Source organism: Streptomyces sp. BHT-5-2 (assembly GCF_019774615.1).
In the GTDB taxonomy this organism is placed as follows: Bacteria; Actinomycetota; Actinomycetes; order Streptomycetales; family Streptomycetaceae; genus Streptomyces.
This window is the reverse complement of the sequence record NZ_CP081497.1, coordinates 1468322-1481633: the sequence shown is the minus strand read 5'-3', so window position 1 is coordinate 1481633 and position 13312 is coordinate 1468322. Positions and strand designations below refer to the sequence as shown.

Genomic DNA, 13312 nt, shown 5'->3' with positions numbered 1-13312 from the left:
AGGGGCGCCCCACTGTTCGTTCGCGGTTCCCGCGGGCCGGTCGTCGCGCGCCGGTCAGCCGAAGGCGCCGTGCTGGGAGACGTCCGGACCGGCCGGGGCGGCGGCATCTCCGGCCTTGTCCGCAGCCTTGTTCCCGGCCTTGTCCGTGCCCTTGGCGGGCGGGTGGTCCGGCGCGTTCGCCGGCTTCGCCTTCTGATCCGCCGCCCTCTGCCGTGCGGCTTCCTTGGCCGCCTGCTCCTCCGCCGCGCGCTGCGCCTCGGCCGGGTTCGTCCGCACGCCCTTGGCTATGCCCTCGCCGCCGGGTGTCGCGGCCGCGCCGTCCCGGGGCGTCCCGAACGGGTCGGGCCCGTGCGCGGCCGTGGACGATTCCCACTGGTGCCGCAGCTGCGGTGCCTGGCTCTGGCCGCCCCCACCGCCCTTGCCTCGCTTGCCGAACGCGCCGCCGAGGCCGTTGGCGAGCTGGCCCAGCGCCATGAAGCCGTAGGCCATCTGCGGGCCGGACGACTGCGCGGTGTGCTGTGAACCGTCCTGCGAGGCGTCCGCGGAACCGGAGTCGTGGTCGCCGGCGGCGCCGGCGGTGTGGTGGGTGTCGGCCGCGTTCTCCAGGTCGGCCGCGGCGAGTTCGAAGACCGGCAGGGTCTCGTCGACGGATCGCTTCAGCTGGTGCCACTCGGCGGCGAACGCCTCGCCCGCCGGCCCGTGCCAGTCGGCCGACGCGGCATCGCCGACGTGCCGGTCGAGGTCGCGGACGAGCCCGTCCAGGTGCTTGCCCATGTCCCGCCAGCCGGCCGCCGCCTCGTGCAGCGCATGGGGGTTGCGTCGTGGTTCGGTCACTTGGCGCTCCGCATCATCTCGACGAGTTCGTCCTCCGCCGCCTGGGCGTTGGCGACGGTCTCCTTGATGCCGCCGCCGACCTCGGCGAGCCGCTGCTGCAGCTGCGCCAGGGCGCGCTCGGCTTCCTCGAAGAGCTCGCGGTGGGGCCGGGCCGCCTCGTCGCTGCCGAAGCCGTCCCTGAGCGCGTCGGCGTCCGTGCGCCGTCTGAATGCGCCCAGTTGCCGGCTCAGTTCTTCCGCACGAATCTCGAAGGTCGTACCGAGCTTATGCAGCGCCTCGGTGCTGAGCCGGACTTCATCGGACATCTTTTCTCCCCGAATTGAATGACAGCGACGTGCTGTACATCGCCCCAGGTCTAGCACACCCGCAATAGGCCCGAAGCCCCCGGCGGAGCGGCCTGGCACGCACAACGGGAAAGGAAGACGGTGAATTTCCGGCATTACCGACAACAGTCCACCTTGACGCCCCGTTCACATCCGTCATTACACTCAGGACGCCGGTGCAGCACGCGCGGTTGCTGTGCCACCACGGACGAGGGGGCAGGGATGAGCAACGACGAGCGGCAGATCCAGGACGAGGACCTGATGGACGTCGCCCGTGATCGCGAGCAGGCGCACCGGCTGCGGAAGGCACTGAAGGTGCTCGCGGAGAACCCCAATGTGGGCGGCGGCCTCCAGGAGATGGCCAAGGAGGTGCTCTCCGGCCGACTGGGCATGAAGGAGGCTATCCAGACGCCCGGCTACATGGACGCGCTGGGCGACCGGCTGACCCAGATCCGGCACGCGGCCGAGAACCAGACGGCGGAGGAGCGCGAGGAGTCCCGTGCGAAGTTCGCCGACTGGCAGCGCAAGCGGGAAGAGGAGGAGGACCGGGAGCGTGCCGAGCGCGACGGCCCGAGCCTCAACCTCGTCACCGGCCCGCGCCGCGGTGGCCGCGGCCACCGCTGACGCTCCACCGGCGAGCGGCATTCATCCGGAAGATCCGCTTTCATCGGCCGAACCGGCCCGCGAAAGCGGATCTTCGGCGTTTTCCGAGCCTCGCTTCCCGCCCCTGGTCCGCGGCCTTCCCGGGAATTTCCCGCACGCTCCGCGCCAGGGGGCAGGCACCGGGCACAACGCTCCGAAAAGCGGCGAGAACGGCAGGAGACGGTACGACGACCGCACGCCGCGGAACGCGAAATGCCCGTGCGGGCCGCACCCCCAGGGAATTCACGGAAATCCCACACGGCACGCCCAGCCCGCACACCCCTTCTACCGGTTCTGGAACAGCCGCCCCTCGGCCGTCCCGTGTTTCCGGGCCGGATCTAGGATCTAGCCGGTACAAGCACGGGTCCACGGGAGTGGACAGCGGGATCGATGGGGGACCCAGGAAGTCATGAGCGCCTCAGGCGACGCGGCCGCCGCGACGGCCCGCTACGCACCGCACCCGTACGTCGGCGGCCGCACCGCCGCCCTCCGCGCGCTCGCCGCCTGGCGGATGCGGTGGCCCGGCGCCCCGCGCGTCATCGTCGTCACCGGCAGCCCGGGCAGCGGGCGTTCGCGGCTGGTCGCGGGCTTCCTGATGCTGTGCGACCCCGACCACCGCAAGCGGCTCCCGCTCGACGACCTGGACCCGGCGACGGTCCCGCCGGACCTGCCGGCCCCGGCCGTGCCGAACCCCCGGGGCCGGACGGCCGCGCAGGTACGGGAGCTGCTCGCCGACCACCTCGGCCTGCCCGCGGGCCAGGCGGCGGACCTCTTCTCCGAACTCGCCGCCCGCGAGGAGCCGTTGACGGTCGTCGTCCCGGACGTGGACCTGGCCGGCCCGGTGCGCGCCGCCGGCGAGCCGGCGCGCCTGGTGCGGGAGGTCCTCGCCCGGCTCGCCACCACTCCGACCGTCCACCTGCTCACCGACGTCCCCCGCGAACTCGCCGCCGAGCTGGCCGAGGCGCTGCCGCGCGGCCAGGCACAGGTCATCGACCTCGACGCGCCCGAGTGGGCCGATCCCGAGGGCCTGGTCCGGCACGCCGAGACCGCGCTCACCCCGGATGCCGGCGCCCCCGTGCTCCCGTTCACCACCGACCCGGCCGCCCGCCGGTCGCTCGCCGAGGCACTGGCGGAGCGCGCGAACGGCAGCCGGCTCACCGTCCATCTGACCGTACGGTCGCTCCTCGCCCGCCCCGAGGGCTTCGACCCCACCGACACGTCCCGGTTGCCCGCCACCGTCGGCGAGGTGCTCGATCAGCACGCCCGCCGTCTGGGCGCCGATCCGCGGGCGCTGCGGCAGATGCTGGCACCGCTGGCGTTCGCGGAGGGCGACGGGCTACCGGTCTCGCTGTGGCGCCCGCTGGCGGACGCTGTCGCCGGACGCGACATGGGCCGGGTCCTCGCCGAGGGGATGCCGCTGGCCGCTCCGTTCTTGAAGACGGTGGAGGTTCCCGCGGACGGGAATGCCTCCGAAGGGCCGGAGGCGGCGGCACCCCCCGGAGACGCCACCCGCACCCTGGTCCGCCTGGCGCACCCGGCCCTCGCCGCCGAGATCCGCTCCGGCATACCCGACCCCCGGGACGCCCAGACCAAGATCGCGATGGCGCTGCTGGCGGCGGTGCCCCGGCAGGACTGGTCCCTGGCCGACCCCTACGTCCGCGACCGCATCGCCGCGCACACCCTCGACGCCGGCCTGCTGCCCCAACTCCTCACCGATCCGGGCCTGTTCACCCACGCCGACCCGATCGCGCTGAGCGCCGCCGTGGCGGCCGTACCGCCGGCGCAGCTGGGCGCCCCGGCCCGTACGTATCTGCGCACCGCGCCCCTGCTCACCCGCCCCGGGACGTCGGCCGCCCTGCGGGCCGCGCTCCTGGAGACCGCGTTCGTCGAGGACGACCTGCCGGCGTACGCGGAGGCGCTGCGCGGACTGGGCCTGGACCTGCCGTGACGCACCCTGTGGGGCGTGCCGCTGAGCGGCAGGGCCCGGGAGTGAGCCCGAAACTGGCTGACGTACCCGTCACCGGGTGTCGACGGCGTCGATCTGCACCAGGTAGGAACCCACCTCCTGGAGCGTCAGCCAGCACTCCCACTGTTTCCGGGTGGCCTGGTCGCCCCACGGGTTGCCCAGGCAGATCCGGCCGCCGGCCGGGTCCGCGTCCTTGACGAAGTAGGCGTGGTTCTGGACCAGACGGCCGCCCGCGATCGCCGTGGCGTCGCCTGGGTCGGCACCGGCGGCGACGGCCGTGGTGGCGACGAGTGCCTGGCCGTGCGACTTCCGGTTGGCGATCTCCTGGATGAGCCATGGAGAGCTGAGGTCGAGCTTCTGCCCCACTCGTCCGGTGAGCAGGGAGAGCGCGACGGAAGGGGGCCCGCCGTGGGCGATCTCGCAGTAGTGGCCGTGGAACTGGGCGGCGGCCTTCTCGAAGTAGCCCGGCCAGGTCTCCGCGTAACGGGCGTCCTCGGTGTGGCCCGTGGCGGAATAGAGACGACCATGGCCGTACGGCAGGTCGGCCACGACGGTGATGTCGATCGGGCTGCCCTCGTTGTAGAAGGTGACGGTGACCGTGCCGTTGGCCTCCTGCCGGAAGTGCCGCGCGGCGTGCTGCGGGTTGGCCTGGAGCACGCTCTGCGCGCTGGTGAGCAGCCAGCAGTCCCCGAACAGGCCCTGCTCCATGTCCTGCCAGGCGATCGCCTCGGTCGAAGCCGAGACCCGCTGCCAGTTCTGGGTGAAGTAGGCGCCGTCGACCTGCGCGAACGGCCCCTCGGGCAGCACCCAGCCGTGGTCCCCGCATGCGCACTCGGGGTCGTAGTCGGGCTGGCTGCACCCCATCCAGGTGCCGACCAGCATCGCCCCGTACGGGCTCACCGTGCGCAGCAGCCAGCCGAAGAGCTCCTTCTGCCGCCGCCAGTCGTAGGCGGGCTCGCCGTGCTCGTCCTCGACGTGGGTGAGGGAGTCCCAGCGTTCCAGGCCCTGCTGCCCCCAGCGGCGGACCACCATGTCCAGCTCGGTCGGCGGCAGCGGGGCCAGGATGCCGGCCACCTGGTCCAACAGCGACCGCGCGCCGTAGCGGGTCTCGTCGGCGAACAGCATGTTCCACGCCTGCGCGCCGACGGCATCGGCCCGCTGCGGGTCCGGCGGCGGGCCGGGCGGCTGCCAGGGGAGTTCGACCAGCGGGTGGCCGCCCTTGGTGTAGTTCAGCCGGCTCCGCCCGACGCTGTCATTGACGTCGCGCACCAGGTCGACCGCGCCGAGCACCGCCTGGCCGCCCGGAATGAAGTCGGCCGCGAAGCCCGCCACTTGGCGCCAGTTGTTACGGCCGTATCCCACGGATCCTCCCCCGTACTCCTGCTCAACCGCCCAACAGAAGCAGCTCGTGCAGATAGTGTGGTCGGCGTCGCACCCTGGTGTCCTACCTGACTGAGCCATCAGTACGATGTGAGGCTCACGTTCGCTTATGAAGGGTACCTGACATGGGGGACTCCGGGTTTCGGGTTGATCCCGAAGCAATCGGAAATTACGCGTCATCGGTCCGCGACCAGGTGGGGCAACTCGGACAGATCCAATCCGCGGTTTCTGCCATCCGCATCTCGTCCGACGCGTTCGGCCACCTGCCGAACGCCCAGAACCTGGCGTCGATGTACTCCGAGCACGCCGAGGCGAATCGGAAGAATCTCAGCGACCTCGTGGAAGCCCTGACGAGTACCGCAGAGGGGCTCACGTCCACGTCGCAGAACTACGCCGAGCACGACCGTGAGGTCAGCGCATCCTTCGGGGGTGGCCAGTGAGCAGGGGATCCCACTCGTCCAGGCCGCACAGCCCGTCGGGCGGTAACCACCACCCGAGCCCGCCCACGCCGCACCCCCAGCCGAGCCCGCAACCGCACCCCCAGCCGCAGCCGAACCCGCAGCCGCATCCCCAGCCGCAGCCGCAGCCGCAGCCGAATCCGCACCCTCAGCCGACCCCGGAGCCGAACCCGCACCCCCAGCCGCAGCCGAACCCGCACCCCCAACCCCAGCCGAACCCCCACCCTCAGCCTGAGCCGCACCCGCAGCCGCAGCCGAACCCGCACCCCCAGCCTGAGCCGCACCCCCAGCCCGACAACGGCGGTGACGGCGGCGACGGCGGGGCGGCCTCGGGGTGGAAGGACACCCTCCACCAGGCGGGCCAGAAGTTCGTGGACAAGGGCTCCGACTGGGCCACGGACAAGCTCTTCGGCACCGGGGAGGACAAGGGAGCCGGCGGCGAAAGCGGCGGCCAAGGCGGCGGCGAAACGGGCTCCGGCGGCGAGCAGCCCGGAATGCCCGGCGGCCAGGGCCCCGGCAGCGAAGTCGGTGTCGGTGCAGGCGGCGAGGGCGACTCCGGAGGCTACAACGGCCTCGACGACAGGAATACCGGAGCGCCCGCGCCCGGGTCCGGCCAGTGGTCCACCATGCCCGCCCGCGTCCCGCCCGGCGGCCTCGGCGGCGTGTACGGGACCCCGGGCGGGTCGGCGGGCGGGTACCCGGGCGCGACGACCGGCCTCGTGCCGGCCGGGGACGCGTACGGGTGGATCCGGAAGCCCAACCCGGAGCCCATGCCTTCGCTCCCCGAGGCGACGCATCCCTCCCGGGGCGGACTGGGCGGCATGCTGGACGAGGCCGTCGAGTTCGCCCTTGAGAAGTCCGGCATGCTGAAGATGCTGGAGAAGGTCACCGGAGACCTCGCCCAGCTGAACGGCGCCGCCGACGCCTGGCAGAACCAGGCCAAGGCCGTGCAGTTGGTGGCCGAGGAGCTCAGGACCCAGGCCAACCCCCTTTCCCAGCAGTGGGAGGGGCAGGCATCCAGCAGCTTCAGCGGCCACATGGGCGAGGTGGTCGAGGCCCTCGACTCCACCGCCGAGGGCATGGCCCAGACCGCGAAGATCATCAACTCGGCCGCGCAGGAGTGCGCCCAGGCCGAGGGCATGATCATCGAGATCATCAGCGAGGCGATCGAGGCGTTGATCGCCTCCCTCGCCGCCGAGGCCGTGATCGCCGTCCTGACGGCGGGCATCGGCCTGATCGCGGACGCGCTGATCGACGCGGCGGAGATCGCGGCCTTCGTCTCCCGCGTCGCCAAGGTGTCCGAGGAGCTCGCCACCAAGCTGGAGGAGCTGCTCAAGGCCCTCAAGGAGCTCGGCTCCGCCATCAAGGCGGTCAAGAACATCAGGACCGCCAAGAACGCCCTCGGCAGCATCAAGAAGGTCGAGAAGGCCGTCGAGGGGGTCCGCGAGTTCGAGCAGGGCAAGGGCCTGGTGGCGAAGGGCGTCAAGAAGGCCGACGACTACATCACCGGCAAGGTCCAGGACGGCGTCCAGTCGGGGGTCAAGTCCGCCCTCGGCATCGATGACGACGACCCCATGCAGTTCGCCGAGGACGGCAGCGCGAAGGGCATGGGGAAGGCGGCGGGCAAGTCGGCCTGGGAAGCCGCCAAGGAGGGGCTGACGAGCGACACCAACAAGGAGGCCGTCAAGCAGGAGATCCTGCACGACACGGGCCTCGCGGACGACCCGAAGCCCTACCGCGTCGACCGGTCCAAGATCGATACGCCCTTCGGGTAGGACGTAACGGCCGTCGCGCGGCGGTCGACGACCGAGGGGGCACCGTGGGCATCCACGGTGCCCCCTCGGCGCGTTCGGAGATCAGGGAAGACCCGCGGAGTCCAGGGAAGACCGGAGAAGACCAGGGAAGAGCAGGGTTGATCAACTCCGTTGCCCGTCAGGGCGGAACGGCGACCCGGACCCTCATCTCTCAGGGCAGCAGCAGCCAGTCCGAGACGATCGCGGCCGCCAGCCCCACCCCCAGCAGCCAGGTGCCCAGTCGGGTGCGCCCGTGCCGGCTGAGTTCGATGACGATTCCGCAGAGTATGAGCGCGGCCCCGTACACCCCGACCACCAGCACCGATCCGCGGGTGGCCAGCCGCACCACGAGCAGCACCGCCACCAGCGCCATCATCACCGAGGCCAGCACGACCCGTACCCGGCGCGCCTGACGCGGCGTCAGCCCCATGCGCCCGTCCTCGCGCTCGGATCCGAGGTCGCCGGAATCGAGGCCCTCGGAATCGAGGTCGGGGTCAAGGTCGAGAAGGGGCGCACCGGACCGATCAGGCTGATCAGAGGGGCCATTTCCCTGATCGTTTTCAGCTGCATCCATGAGCGGAAATGCTACGGGATGATCTATGGGCTCACTTCACACATCAACCGACCCCTGCGCACGCCGAGTCCCCGCCCCGCCATCATCCGAATTCCACCGCTTTCACCCCATCCCCAGCAGGCCAATTCTCCGGAGTCTCCGCGTTGTTGACGTGGGCCCACTGCCGGGTGGTGAGCACGCCGCTCTTCCTGACATGCTTGCGCACGGTTCGCCTACCGTGGGTTCGGCAGGCGTAACGACGCGTAATGATCATGGTGCGTGCGCACCGCGGAAACAGGGACACATCGTGGCGGGCAAGGCATTCGACGTAGCTCCGGATGTACTGCGGACGCAGGGAAACGCATTCGTCCACATCGGCAGCGATCTCAGCAAGGCGTCGAAGAAACTGCAGGACAACCTCAAGGGTATCGGCGACCCTTGGAAGGACTGCGATTTCGGCGACGTCTTCGACACGATCTACTCCCCCGTCCGGGACGGAATGTTCACGTCGATGGATTCCCTGGGCGAGCGCCTGGAAGGCGTCGGCGACAAGCTCCGGGAAATGGCGCGTTCGTACACCGAGTCCGACGAGCAGAGCGTCCACACCATCGGCGCGGTCGGCCGTCCGGCCACCTGACGCACACCCGTCGGCCACACTCCCTTCCCGCATCTCCCTTCCGCCGGCATTCGCCTACCACCACACAGGGGACGAGCACTGTGTCACTGACGCTGCCAAGCGAGGTCAGCTGGGTCCTGGGCCTCCTCGGCTACAACTGGCCGGACGCCGACGAGGACAAACTCCACGAATGCGCCCGGGCCTGGCGCGCTTTCGCCGAATCGGTGAGCGAGGTACACGGCCAGGGCTCTTCGGCAGCCGATGCGGTCCTCTCCGCCAACTCCGGTGAAGCCGTCGAGAACTTCCAGCAGGAATGGGGCGCCTACGACGGCAGCGGCGGCACCGGGGACAACTACTTCCGTGACGCCGTCGCCGCGGCCGAGGCCATCGCCCTGGCCTTCGACGCCGCAGCCGTCGCCGTACTCGCCGGAAAAATCGCGGTCATCGCCCAACTCGTCATGCTGGCCGCCGAGATCATCGCGGCCCAGGCCGCCGCGCCCTTCACTTTCGGTACGTCCGAACTCGCCGCGGCCGGCGCCACCCAGGCGACCCGCCTGATCGTCCGCGAGATCCTCGAAAAGATCAAACACGAGGTGATGCAGGCGGCGACCAAGGCCATGGAGCACGCCACCATGGACGCCATCAAGAAGCTTGCGAAGAAGGCCGTTTCCAAGGAAGGCCGCAAGGTCGTCACGGACTACGCCAAGCAGCAGATCAAGGAAACGGTCAAGGACACCGTCAAGGAAAAGGTCGTCGACGCGGCCAAGGCGAAGGCCAAGGACGCCGGAAAGGAAATGGCGCAGAACGTCGCACAGCAGGGCATCGAAGCCCACTTCGGCGAACGCGACGGCATCCGCCTGGGCGAAACCGCCGACATCGGCAAGAAGAAGGCCGAGGAATACGTCGACGGCGTCAAAGAAAGCGCCGACGACCTCACCAACCCCAAGACGTACATCGACCACGCCAGGGACGACCTCACCGACCGCGGCCTGGACGAAGCCCAGAAACACACCGACCAGCACACCGGCGGCGCCGCCACCCGCCACCAGAGCGCCACGGACGCCGTCAAGGGCGGCGTGAAGGGCAGCATCCAGGACGTCTTCGGCTGACCGCCGACCGCTCCGGCCGCCCGGCCAGCCGGCCGGCCCGTCCCCACCCGGCCTCATCCCAGGGCCGCCGCATCCCGACCGCCCCGGTCCCGCAGCGGCCCTGCCGCATTGCCTGTGACCTTCTTCGATGGAACAACGGCATAGCCGCCTCCAGGAGCGCGCTGCCCGCAGAAGTAGTGCTCGGGGAAACCCAGTCGGCCATTGGTTGCCCTGTTCCTGAGCTGCTCACGCACACGCCAATAGGCAGTGGTTTCGAGCCGGAATCCACCTGCCCTGCGACTAGTCCCCCGGCCGTGCTGTCATACTCGCATGCGACCGTTCACAGTACTGAACAGCCAGGGGGAATGAAAGACCGTGTCCAACGGCAGTATCTCGGTCGCACCCGAGGAATTGAGGTCGGCGGCAGCTGCCGCCGACGCCATCAGTCAGGATCTCCAGCAACCGATCGCGACGGCCAAGCGTGATATCGAGGCGGCCGGAACGGCGCTGAAGTCTTGGCCCATCGGCCCGGACATGGAGCGTGTCGCCCACGACTGGGGTATGGCACTGGATGAGCTGAGCAAGCGAATAGGTGGCGGCGACCCCAAAAGTGCGGCGTCCCGTCTGCGGCGCACCGCCGACGGTCACGAGTACAACGAAGAGCTCACGGCTCAGTCGTTTCGGGCGCGGTGACCGGTGCCCGAGAACTTCAAGGAACTCCTCAAGCAGGATTTCTCCGATCTGGAAGCCTCCGTCAATTCCTGGCAGAAGTTGGCCAAGACCTTGGAGGAGGCTCAGGTCCGGCACCGGCACAAGGTGACGGGCCCGCTGCACGCCAGCGGATGGCAGGGAGCGGACGCCGGCAACGCCTTCCTGCAGATGGAGGCGAGCGAGAACCAGCTCGGCACCGCACAGTCCGACGTCACCTCCATCGCCACCGTCTTGGACACCGTTCACTCCAAGATGAAGGAAGCCCAAGAGGATTTGCGCCGGTGTGTGCGCACGACGGAACTCGACGGGTACACCGTCGACGACCACGGCAATGTGACGGACAGCAGACCGTCCTGCCCCACCGGCAACGCAGACGAGGACGCGCAGCAGGAGCATCAACTGCGCGTCGCCAAGCTGGAGGCCTACCGGAACGACATCCAGGCCTGCCTCGACGAGGCCAGCGGCGCTTCCTGGGAAGGGATGCAGCTCCTTCAGCAGATCGACGCCTTCAACCTTGACAAGGACTACGGCGCGTCCAAGGCCGAGGAAGGCGCCCGCAAGGCCGCGGAGTTTGCCCACCTCAGCGAGGACTCCATTCCTTCGAAGAAGGACCCGAAGGAAAACGCCAAGTGGTGGTCGAGCCTCACCGAGCAGCAGCGGCAGGAATACCTCGACGCCTACCCCGAGAAGATCGGCTGGCTCGACGGCATCCCCAGCACCGACCGTGACGAGGCAAACCGCAAGGTGGTGGACCTCCAGCTCGCGGAGTACGAGATGAAGAAGCAGCGGGGGGAGCTGGGCATCCATGACCAGCGGAACTTCGACGGGCTGCAACAACTGCAGGATGCACTCGACAAGGCCGACGGCACCGGCGACGACCACAAACGGCTCTACGTACTCGGCATAGACGCGAAAGGCGACGGACGGGCAGTCGTCTCGCAAGGGAATCCGGAGACCGCCCGCAACGTGGCCATCCAGGTTCCTGGCACCGACAACGACTTGGGCAACCTCGGTGAGCAGATCGACCGTGTGGACAGGCTTCAGAACGCGGCTGCCAACAACGGTGCCAAGGACACTGCGGTCATCTCCTGGCTCGGGTATGACGCCCCCGAGGGCGACAACAGCATGTTCACCACGGGCCGCGCTGACCCGGCCGGCGGCGATCTACGGAGCTTCACACACGGCCTGCGCCAGACCCATGAGGGAGACCGTGCGCACATGACCGTGCTCGGGCACAGCTACGGTTCGACGGTGGTGGGTGCCGGCGCCTCCCATGGCGGCGGCCTCGACGCCGACGACATCGTCGTCGTCGGGAGCCCGGGCATGACCGTGGAGCACGCCAAGGACCTGAACATCAACCCCGACCACGTGTGGGCCGGCGGCGGCAAGGACGACATCGTCTCCAACCACCTGTCGGGACTGACCTTGGGCGAGGACCCGATGGAGAAGGAATTCGGCGGCAAGGTCTTCGAAGTGGACACCGAAGGTCACGGCGACTACTGGGACAAAGGCAGCAAGAGCCTGGCCAATCAGGGACGGATCATCGCCGGCCAGGATCCATCGGAAGGTGATTACCACTCATGACCCCGCGCAGTCCCAAGCGGACCGGTCGCATCGGAATGCTCGGATTCGCCCTGCTGGCCCTGCTCGCATCAGGAGGATGTATGTACGACGGCGGAAAGAACGACCCGCTCCCGGTGAAGAGCCGGGGGCAAGCCGAACATCTGGTCCGGAGCCTGGTCGACTCGATGGCCGGTGAGTATGGTCTGAAGGCGGACGACAAAACCGTCGACAAGGAGTTTCGCAACTGCTTTGGCAAGGGGGGCGAGAGCGCCACCGATGGCCGCTTCGATCTGACCTACGCAGTACGGGCCACGCTTCCTGAGCCCGAGCACGGCAGGGCGATCCGCGCCATGCGCAAGAAGCTGGAAGCTGAGGGCTACAAGATCAGCGGCTATCGGGAGGACAGGACGAAGAACCCGTGGGCCCTGATGGACGCCAAGGGCGGCAAGGACAACCTCTTCGTCACGGTGCAGAGTTACATGCCACCCACCCAGCTCGTCTTCTCCGTGACCACTCCCTGCTTCCTTCCTCCCGGTGTGAAGCAGGAACAGATCTCGGCCCCCGCACCTGATGCCATCCCCGTCACGCCGAAGGACCCTCGCCTCGCACTGATGGCGCCCACCCGGCCTTCGCACCCTGACGGCAATCCCTTCGGCTGACCGCCCCAGCCGACACGCCCCGGCCTGGCCGGGGAGCGCGGTCGGGGTTCGGCGCGGGCGACACTCCGGAATGACTCACACCTTGCCCCTCTGGCCAACCCGCGCGGCCAGAGGGGCACATGGCAGAATCACGCCGGCCTGCCGCCAACCGTCCCCGCCGCCGCTCCCACAGCCGTCGCGGCGTACTCCGCCCACACGGTCTTCCCCGGCCCGCTCTGCCGCGGCACGACGCCCCAACTGTCCGCAATACACGCAACGATCAGCAGGCCACGCCCACTCTCAACGAGCCCGCCGCCTCCATCCACCGCCGCACCGGCTCCACCACCCAGGGCGACCATGGGCAACCTCTCGCTCCGCGTATCGGACACCTCGACACGGAAGCGGAGGGCCCTGGTTTCGGCCGCCGCCACGGAAACCGTCAGACGGAGTGCGAAATCCCGTCCTGGCACATGCCCGTGCCGTACGGCGTTGGCCGCGAGTTCACCAACGACGGCACTGACGGACTCATTGATCTCGGTCTCGTAGGGATACCCCCACTCGTCGAGACGGTGCGACGCCAGCCGGCGGGCCAGCCGGGCGCCGCGCCGCGTGGAGGTGAAACGCATCGCGAACTCACCGATTTCCGCGGGGGTTTCGCAGATTCCGGAAGACGCCTCGGAAGAGCGGACTGTGCTGTTCATGGCCCCAACCCTCCCGTCACCGACGCACCTTTGACGAGGAGTGATG

14 protein-coding genes are annotated in these 13312 nt (G+C 69.4%); 9 read left to right on the top strand and 5 right to left on the bottom strand.

Annotated elements, in window-relative coordinates:
* Positions 1-54 precede the first annotated feature (54 nt).
* On the bottom strand, positions 55-834 hold the full coding sequence (locus K2224_RS34490) for a WXG100 family type VII secretion target (RefSeq protein ID WP_221911066.1): 780 nt from the start codon (positions 832-834) through the stop codon (positions 55-57).
* Positions 831-1139 carry a hypothetical protein gene (locus K2224_RS34485; protein WP_221911065.1) on the bottom strand — a complete coding sequence of 103 codons (309 nt, stop codon included), beginning with the start codon at positions 1137-1139 and terminating at the stop codon, positions 831-833. Before K2224_RS34485 ends, K2224_RS34490 begins: the two co-directional genes overlap by 4 nt.
* 240 nt (positions 1140-1379) lie before the next feature.
* On the opposite strand from K2224_RS34485, the gene K2224_RS34480 reads away from it, so the two are divergent.
* Both K2224_RS34480 and K2224_RS34475 read left to right on the top strand, forming a co-directional pair.
* Entirely contained in the window at positions 1380-1781 is a 402-nt protein-coding gene (locus K2224_RS34480; RefSeq protein WP_221911064.1) for a hypothetical protein, read from the top strand.
* A gap of 427 nt (positions 1782-2208) precedes the next feature.
* Positions 2209-3747: an ATP-binding protein gene (locus K2224_RS34475; RefSeq protein WP_260693653.1), complete on the top strand. Its 1539-nt coding sequence runs from the start codon at positions 2209-2211 to the stop codon at positions 3745-3747.
* 69 nt (positions 3748-3816) lie between these two features.
* Here the strand turns inward: K2224_RS34475 and K2224_RS34470 are convergent, their stop codons facing one another.
* Entirely contained in the window at positions 3817-5127 is a 1311-nt protein-coding gene (locus tag K2224_RS34470; protein ID WP_260693652.1) for a C2 family cysteine protease, read from the bottom strand.
* 143 nt (positions 5128-5270) lie between these two features.
* Here K2224_RS34470 and K2224_RS34465 point away from each other — a divergent pair, with 143 nt between their 5' ends.
* Both K2224_RS34465 and K2224_RS34460 read left to right on the top strand, forming a co-directional pair.
* A complete protein-coding gene (locus K2224_RS34465; RefSeq protein ID WP_221911063.1) occupies positions 5271-5585 on the top strand; it encodes a type VII secretion target in 315 nt (104 codons plus the stop codon).
* Between the two features lie 389 nt (positions 5586-5974).
* Positions 5975-7378, top strand: coding sequence for a WXG100 family type VII secretion target (locus K2224_RS34460; protein WP_221911062.1), 1404 nt, complete (start codon positions 5975-5977; stop codon positions 7376-7378).
* Positions 7379-7568: 190 nt separating this feature from the next.
* Here the strand turns inward: K2224_RS34460 and K2224_RS41095 are convergent, their stop codons facing one another.
* Positions 7569-7970 carry a hypothetical protein gene (locus tag K2224_RS41095; RefSeq protein ID WP_260693651.1) on the bottom strand — a complete coding sequence of 134 codons (402 nt, stop codon included), beginning with the start codon at positions 7968-7970 and terminating at the stop codon, positions 7569-7571.
* A gap of 286 nt (positions 7971-8256) precedes the next feature.
* Here K2224_RS41095 and K2224_RS34450 point away from each other — a divergent pair, with 286 nt between their 5' ends.
* The 5 genes from K2224_RS34450 (at position 8257) to K2224_RS34430 (ending at position 12586) form a co-directional block, all read left to right on the top strand.
* Positions 8257-8586 carry a hypothetical protein gene (locus K2224_RS34450; RefSeq protein WP_260693650.1) on the top strand — a complete coding sequence of 110 codons (330 nt, stop codon included), beginning with the start codon at positions 8257-8259 and terminating at the stop codon, positions 8584-8586.
* Positions 8587-8666: 80 nt separating this feature from the next.
* Positions 8667-9674 carry a PE-PGRS family protein gene (locus tag K2224_RS34445; protein ID WP_221911061.1) on the top strand — a complete coding sequence of 336 codons (1008 nt, stop codon included), beginning with the start codon at positions 8667-8669 and terminating at the stop codon, positions 9672-9674.
* Between the two features lie 354 nt (positions 9675-10028).
* Complete coding sequence (locus K2224_RS34440) at positions 10029-10346, top strand: hypothetical protein (protein WP_221911060.1); 318 nt, start codon at positions 10029-10031, stop codon at positions 10344-10346.
* Between the two features lie 3 nt (positions 10347-10349).
* On the top strand, positions 10350-11948 hold the full coding sequence (locus tag K2224_RS34435; RefSeq protein WP_221911059.1) for an alpha/beta hydrolase: 1599 nt from the start codon (positions 10350-10352) through the stop codon (positions 11946-11948).
* The gene (locus K2224_RS34430; protein WP_221911058.1) at positions 11945-12586 is read left to right on the top strand and encodes a hypothetical protein; all 642 of its coding nucleotides are present in this window, start codon (positions 11945-11947) and stop codon (positions 12584-12586) included. Before K2224_RS34435 ends, K2224_RS34430 begins: the two co-directional genes overlap by 4 nt.
* Before the next feature lie 128 nt (positions 12587-12714).
* Here K2224_RS34430 and K2224_RS34425 read toward each other — a convergent pair whose 3' ends face one another.
* Entirely contained in the window at positions 12715-13266 is a 552-nt protein-coding gene (locus K2224_RS34425) for an ATP-binding protein (RefSeq protein ID WP_221911057.1), read from the bottom strand.
* Between the last annotated feature and the right edge of the window lie 46 nt (positions 13267-13312).

Excerpts from the sequence above, each read along its gene's own strand:
- K2224_RS34430 (WP_221911058.1), top strand. The coding sequence starts at position 11,945 with ATGACCCCGCGCAGTCCCAAGCGGACCGGTCGCATCGGAATGCTCGGA.
- K2224_RS34485 (WP_221911065.1), bottom strand. The coding sequence starts at position 1,139 with ATGTCCGATGAAGTCCGGCTCAGCACCGAGGCGCTGCATAAGCTCGGT.
- K2224_RS34465 (WP_221911063.1), top strand. The coding sequence starts at position 5,271 with ATGGGGGACTCCGGGTTTCGGGTTGATCCCGAAGCAATCGGAAATTAC.
- K2224_RS34480 (WP_221911064.1), top strand. The coding sequence starts at position 1,380 with ATGAGCAACGACGAGCGGCAGATCCAGGACGAGGACCTGATGGACGTC.
- K2224_RS41095 (WP_260693651.1), bottom strand. The coding sequence starts at position 7,970 with ATGGATGCAGCTGAAAACGATCAGGGAAATGGCCCCTCTGATCAGCCT.
- K2224_RS34425 (WP_221911057.1), bottom strand. The coding sequence starts at position 13,266 with ATGAACAGCACAGTCCGCTCTTCCGAGGCGTCTTCCGGAATCTGCGAA.
- K2224_RS34475 (WP_260693653.1), top strand. The coding sequence starts at position 2,209 with ATGAGCGCCTCAGGCGACGCGGCCGCCGCGACGGCCCGCTACGCACCG.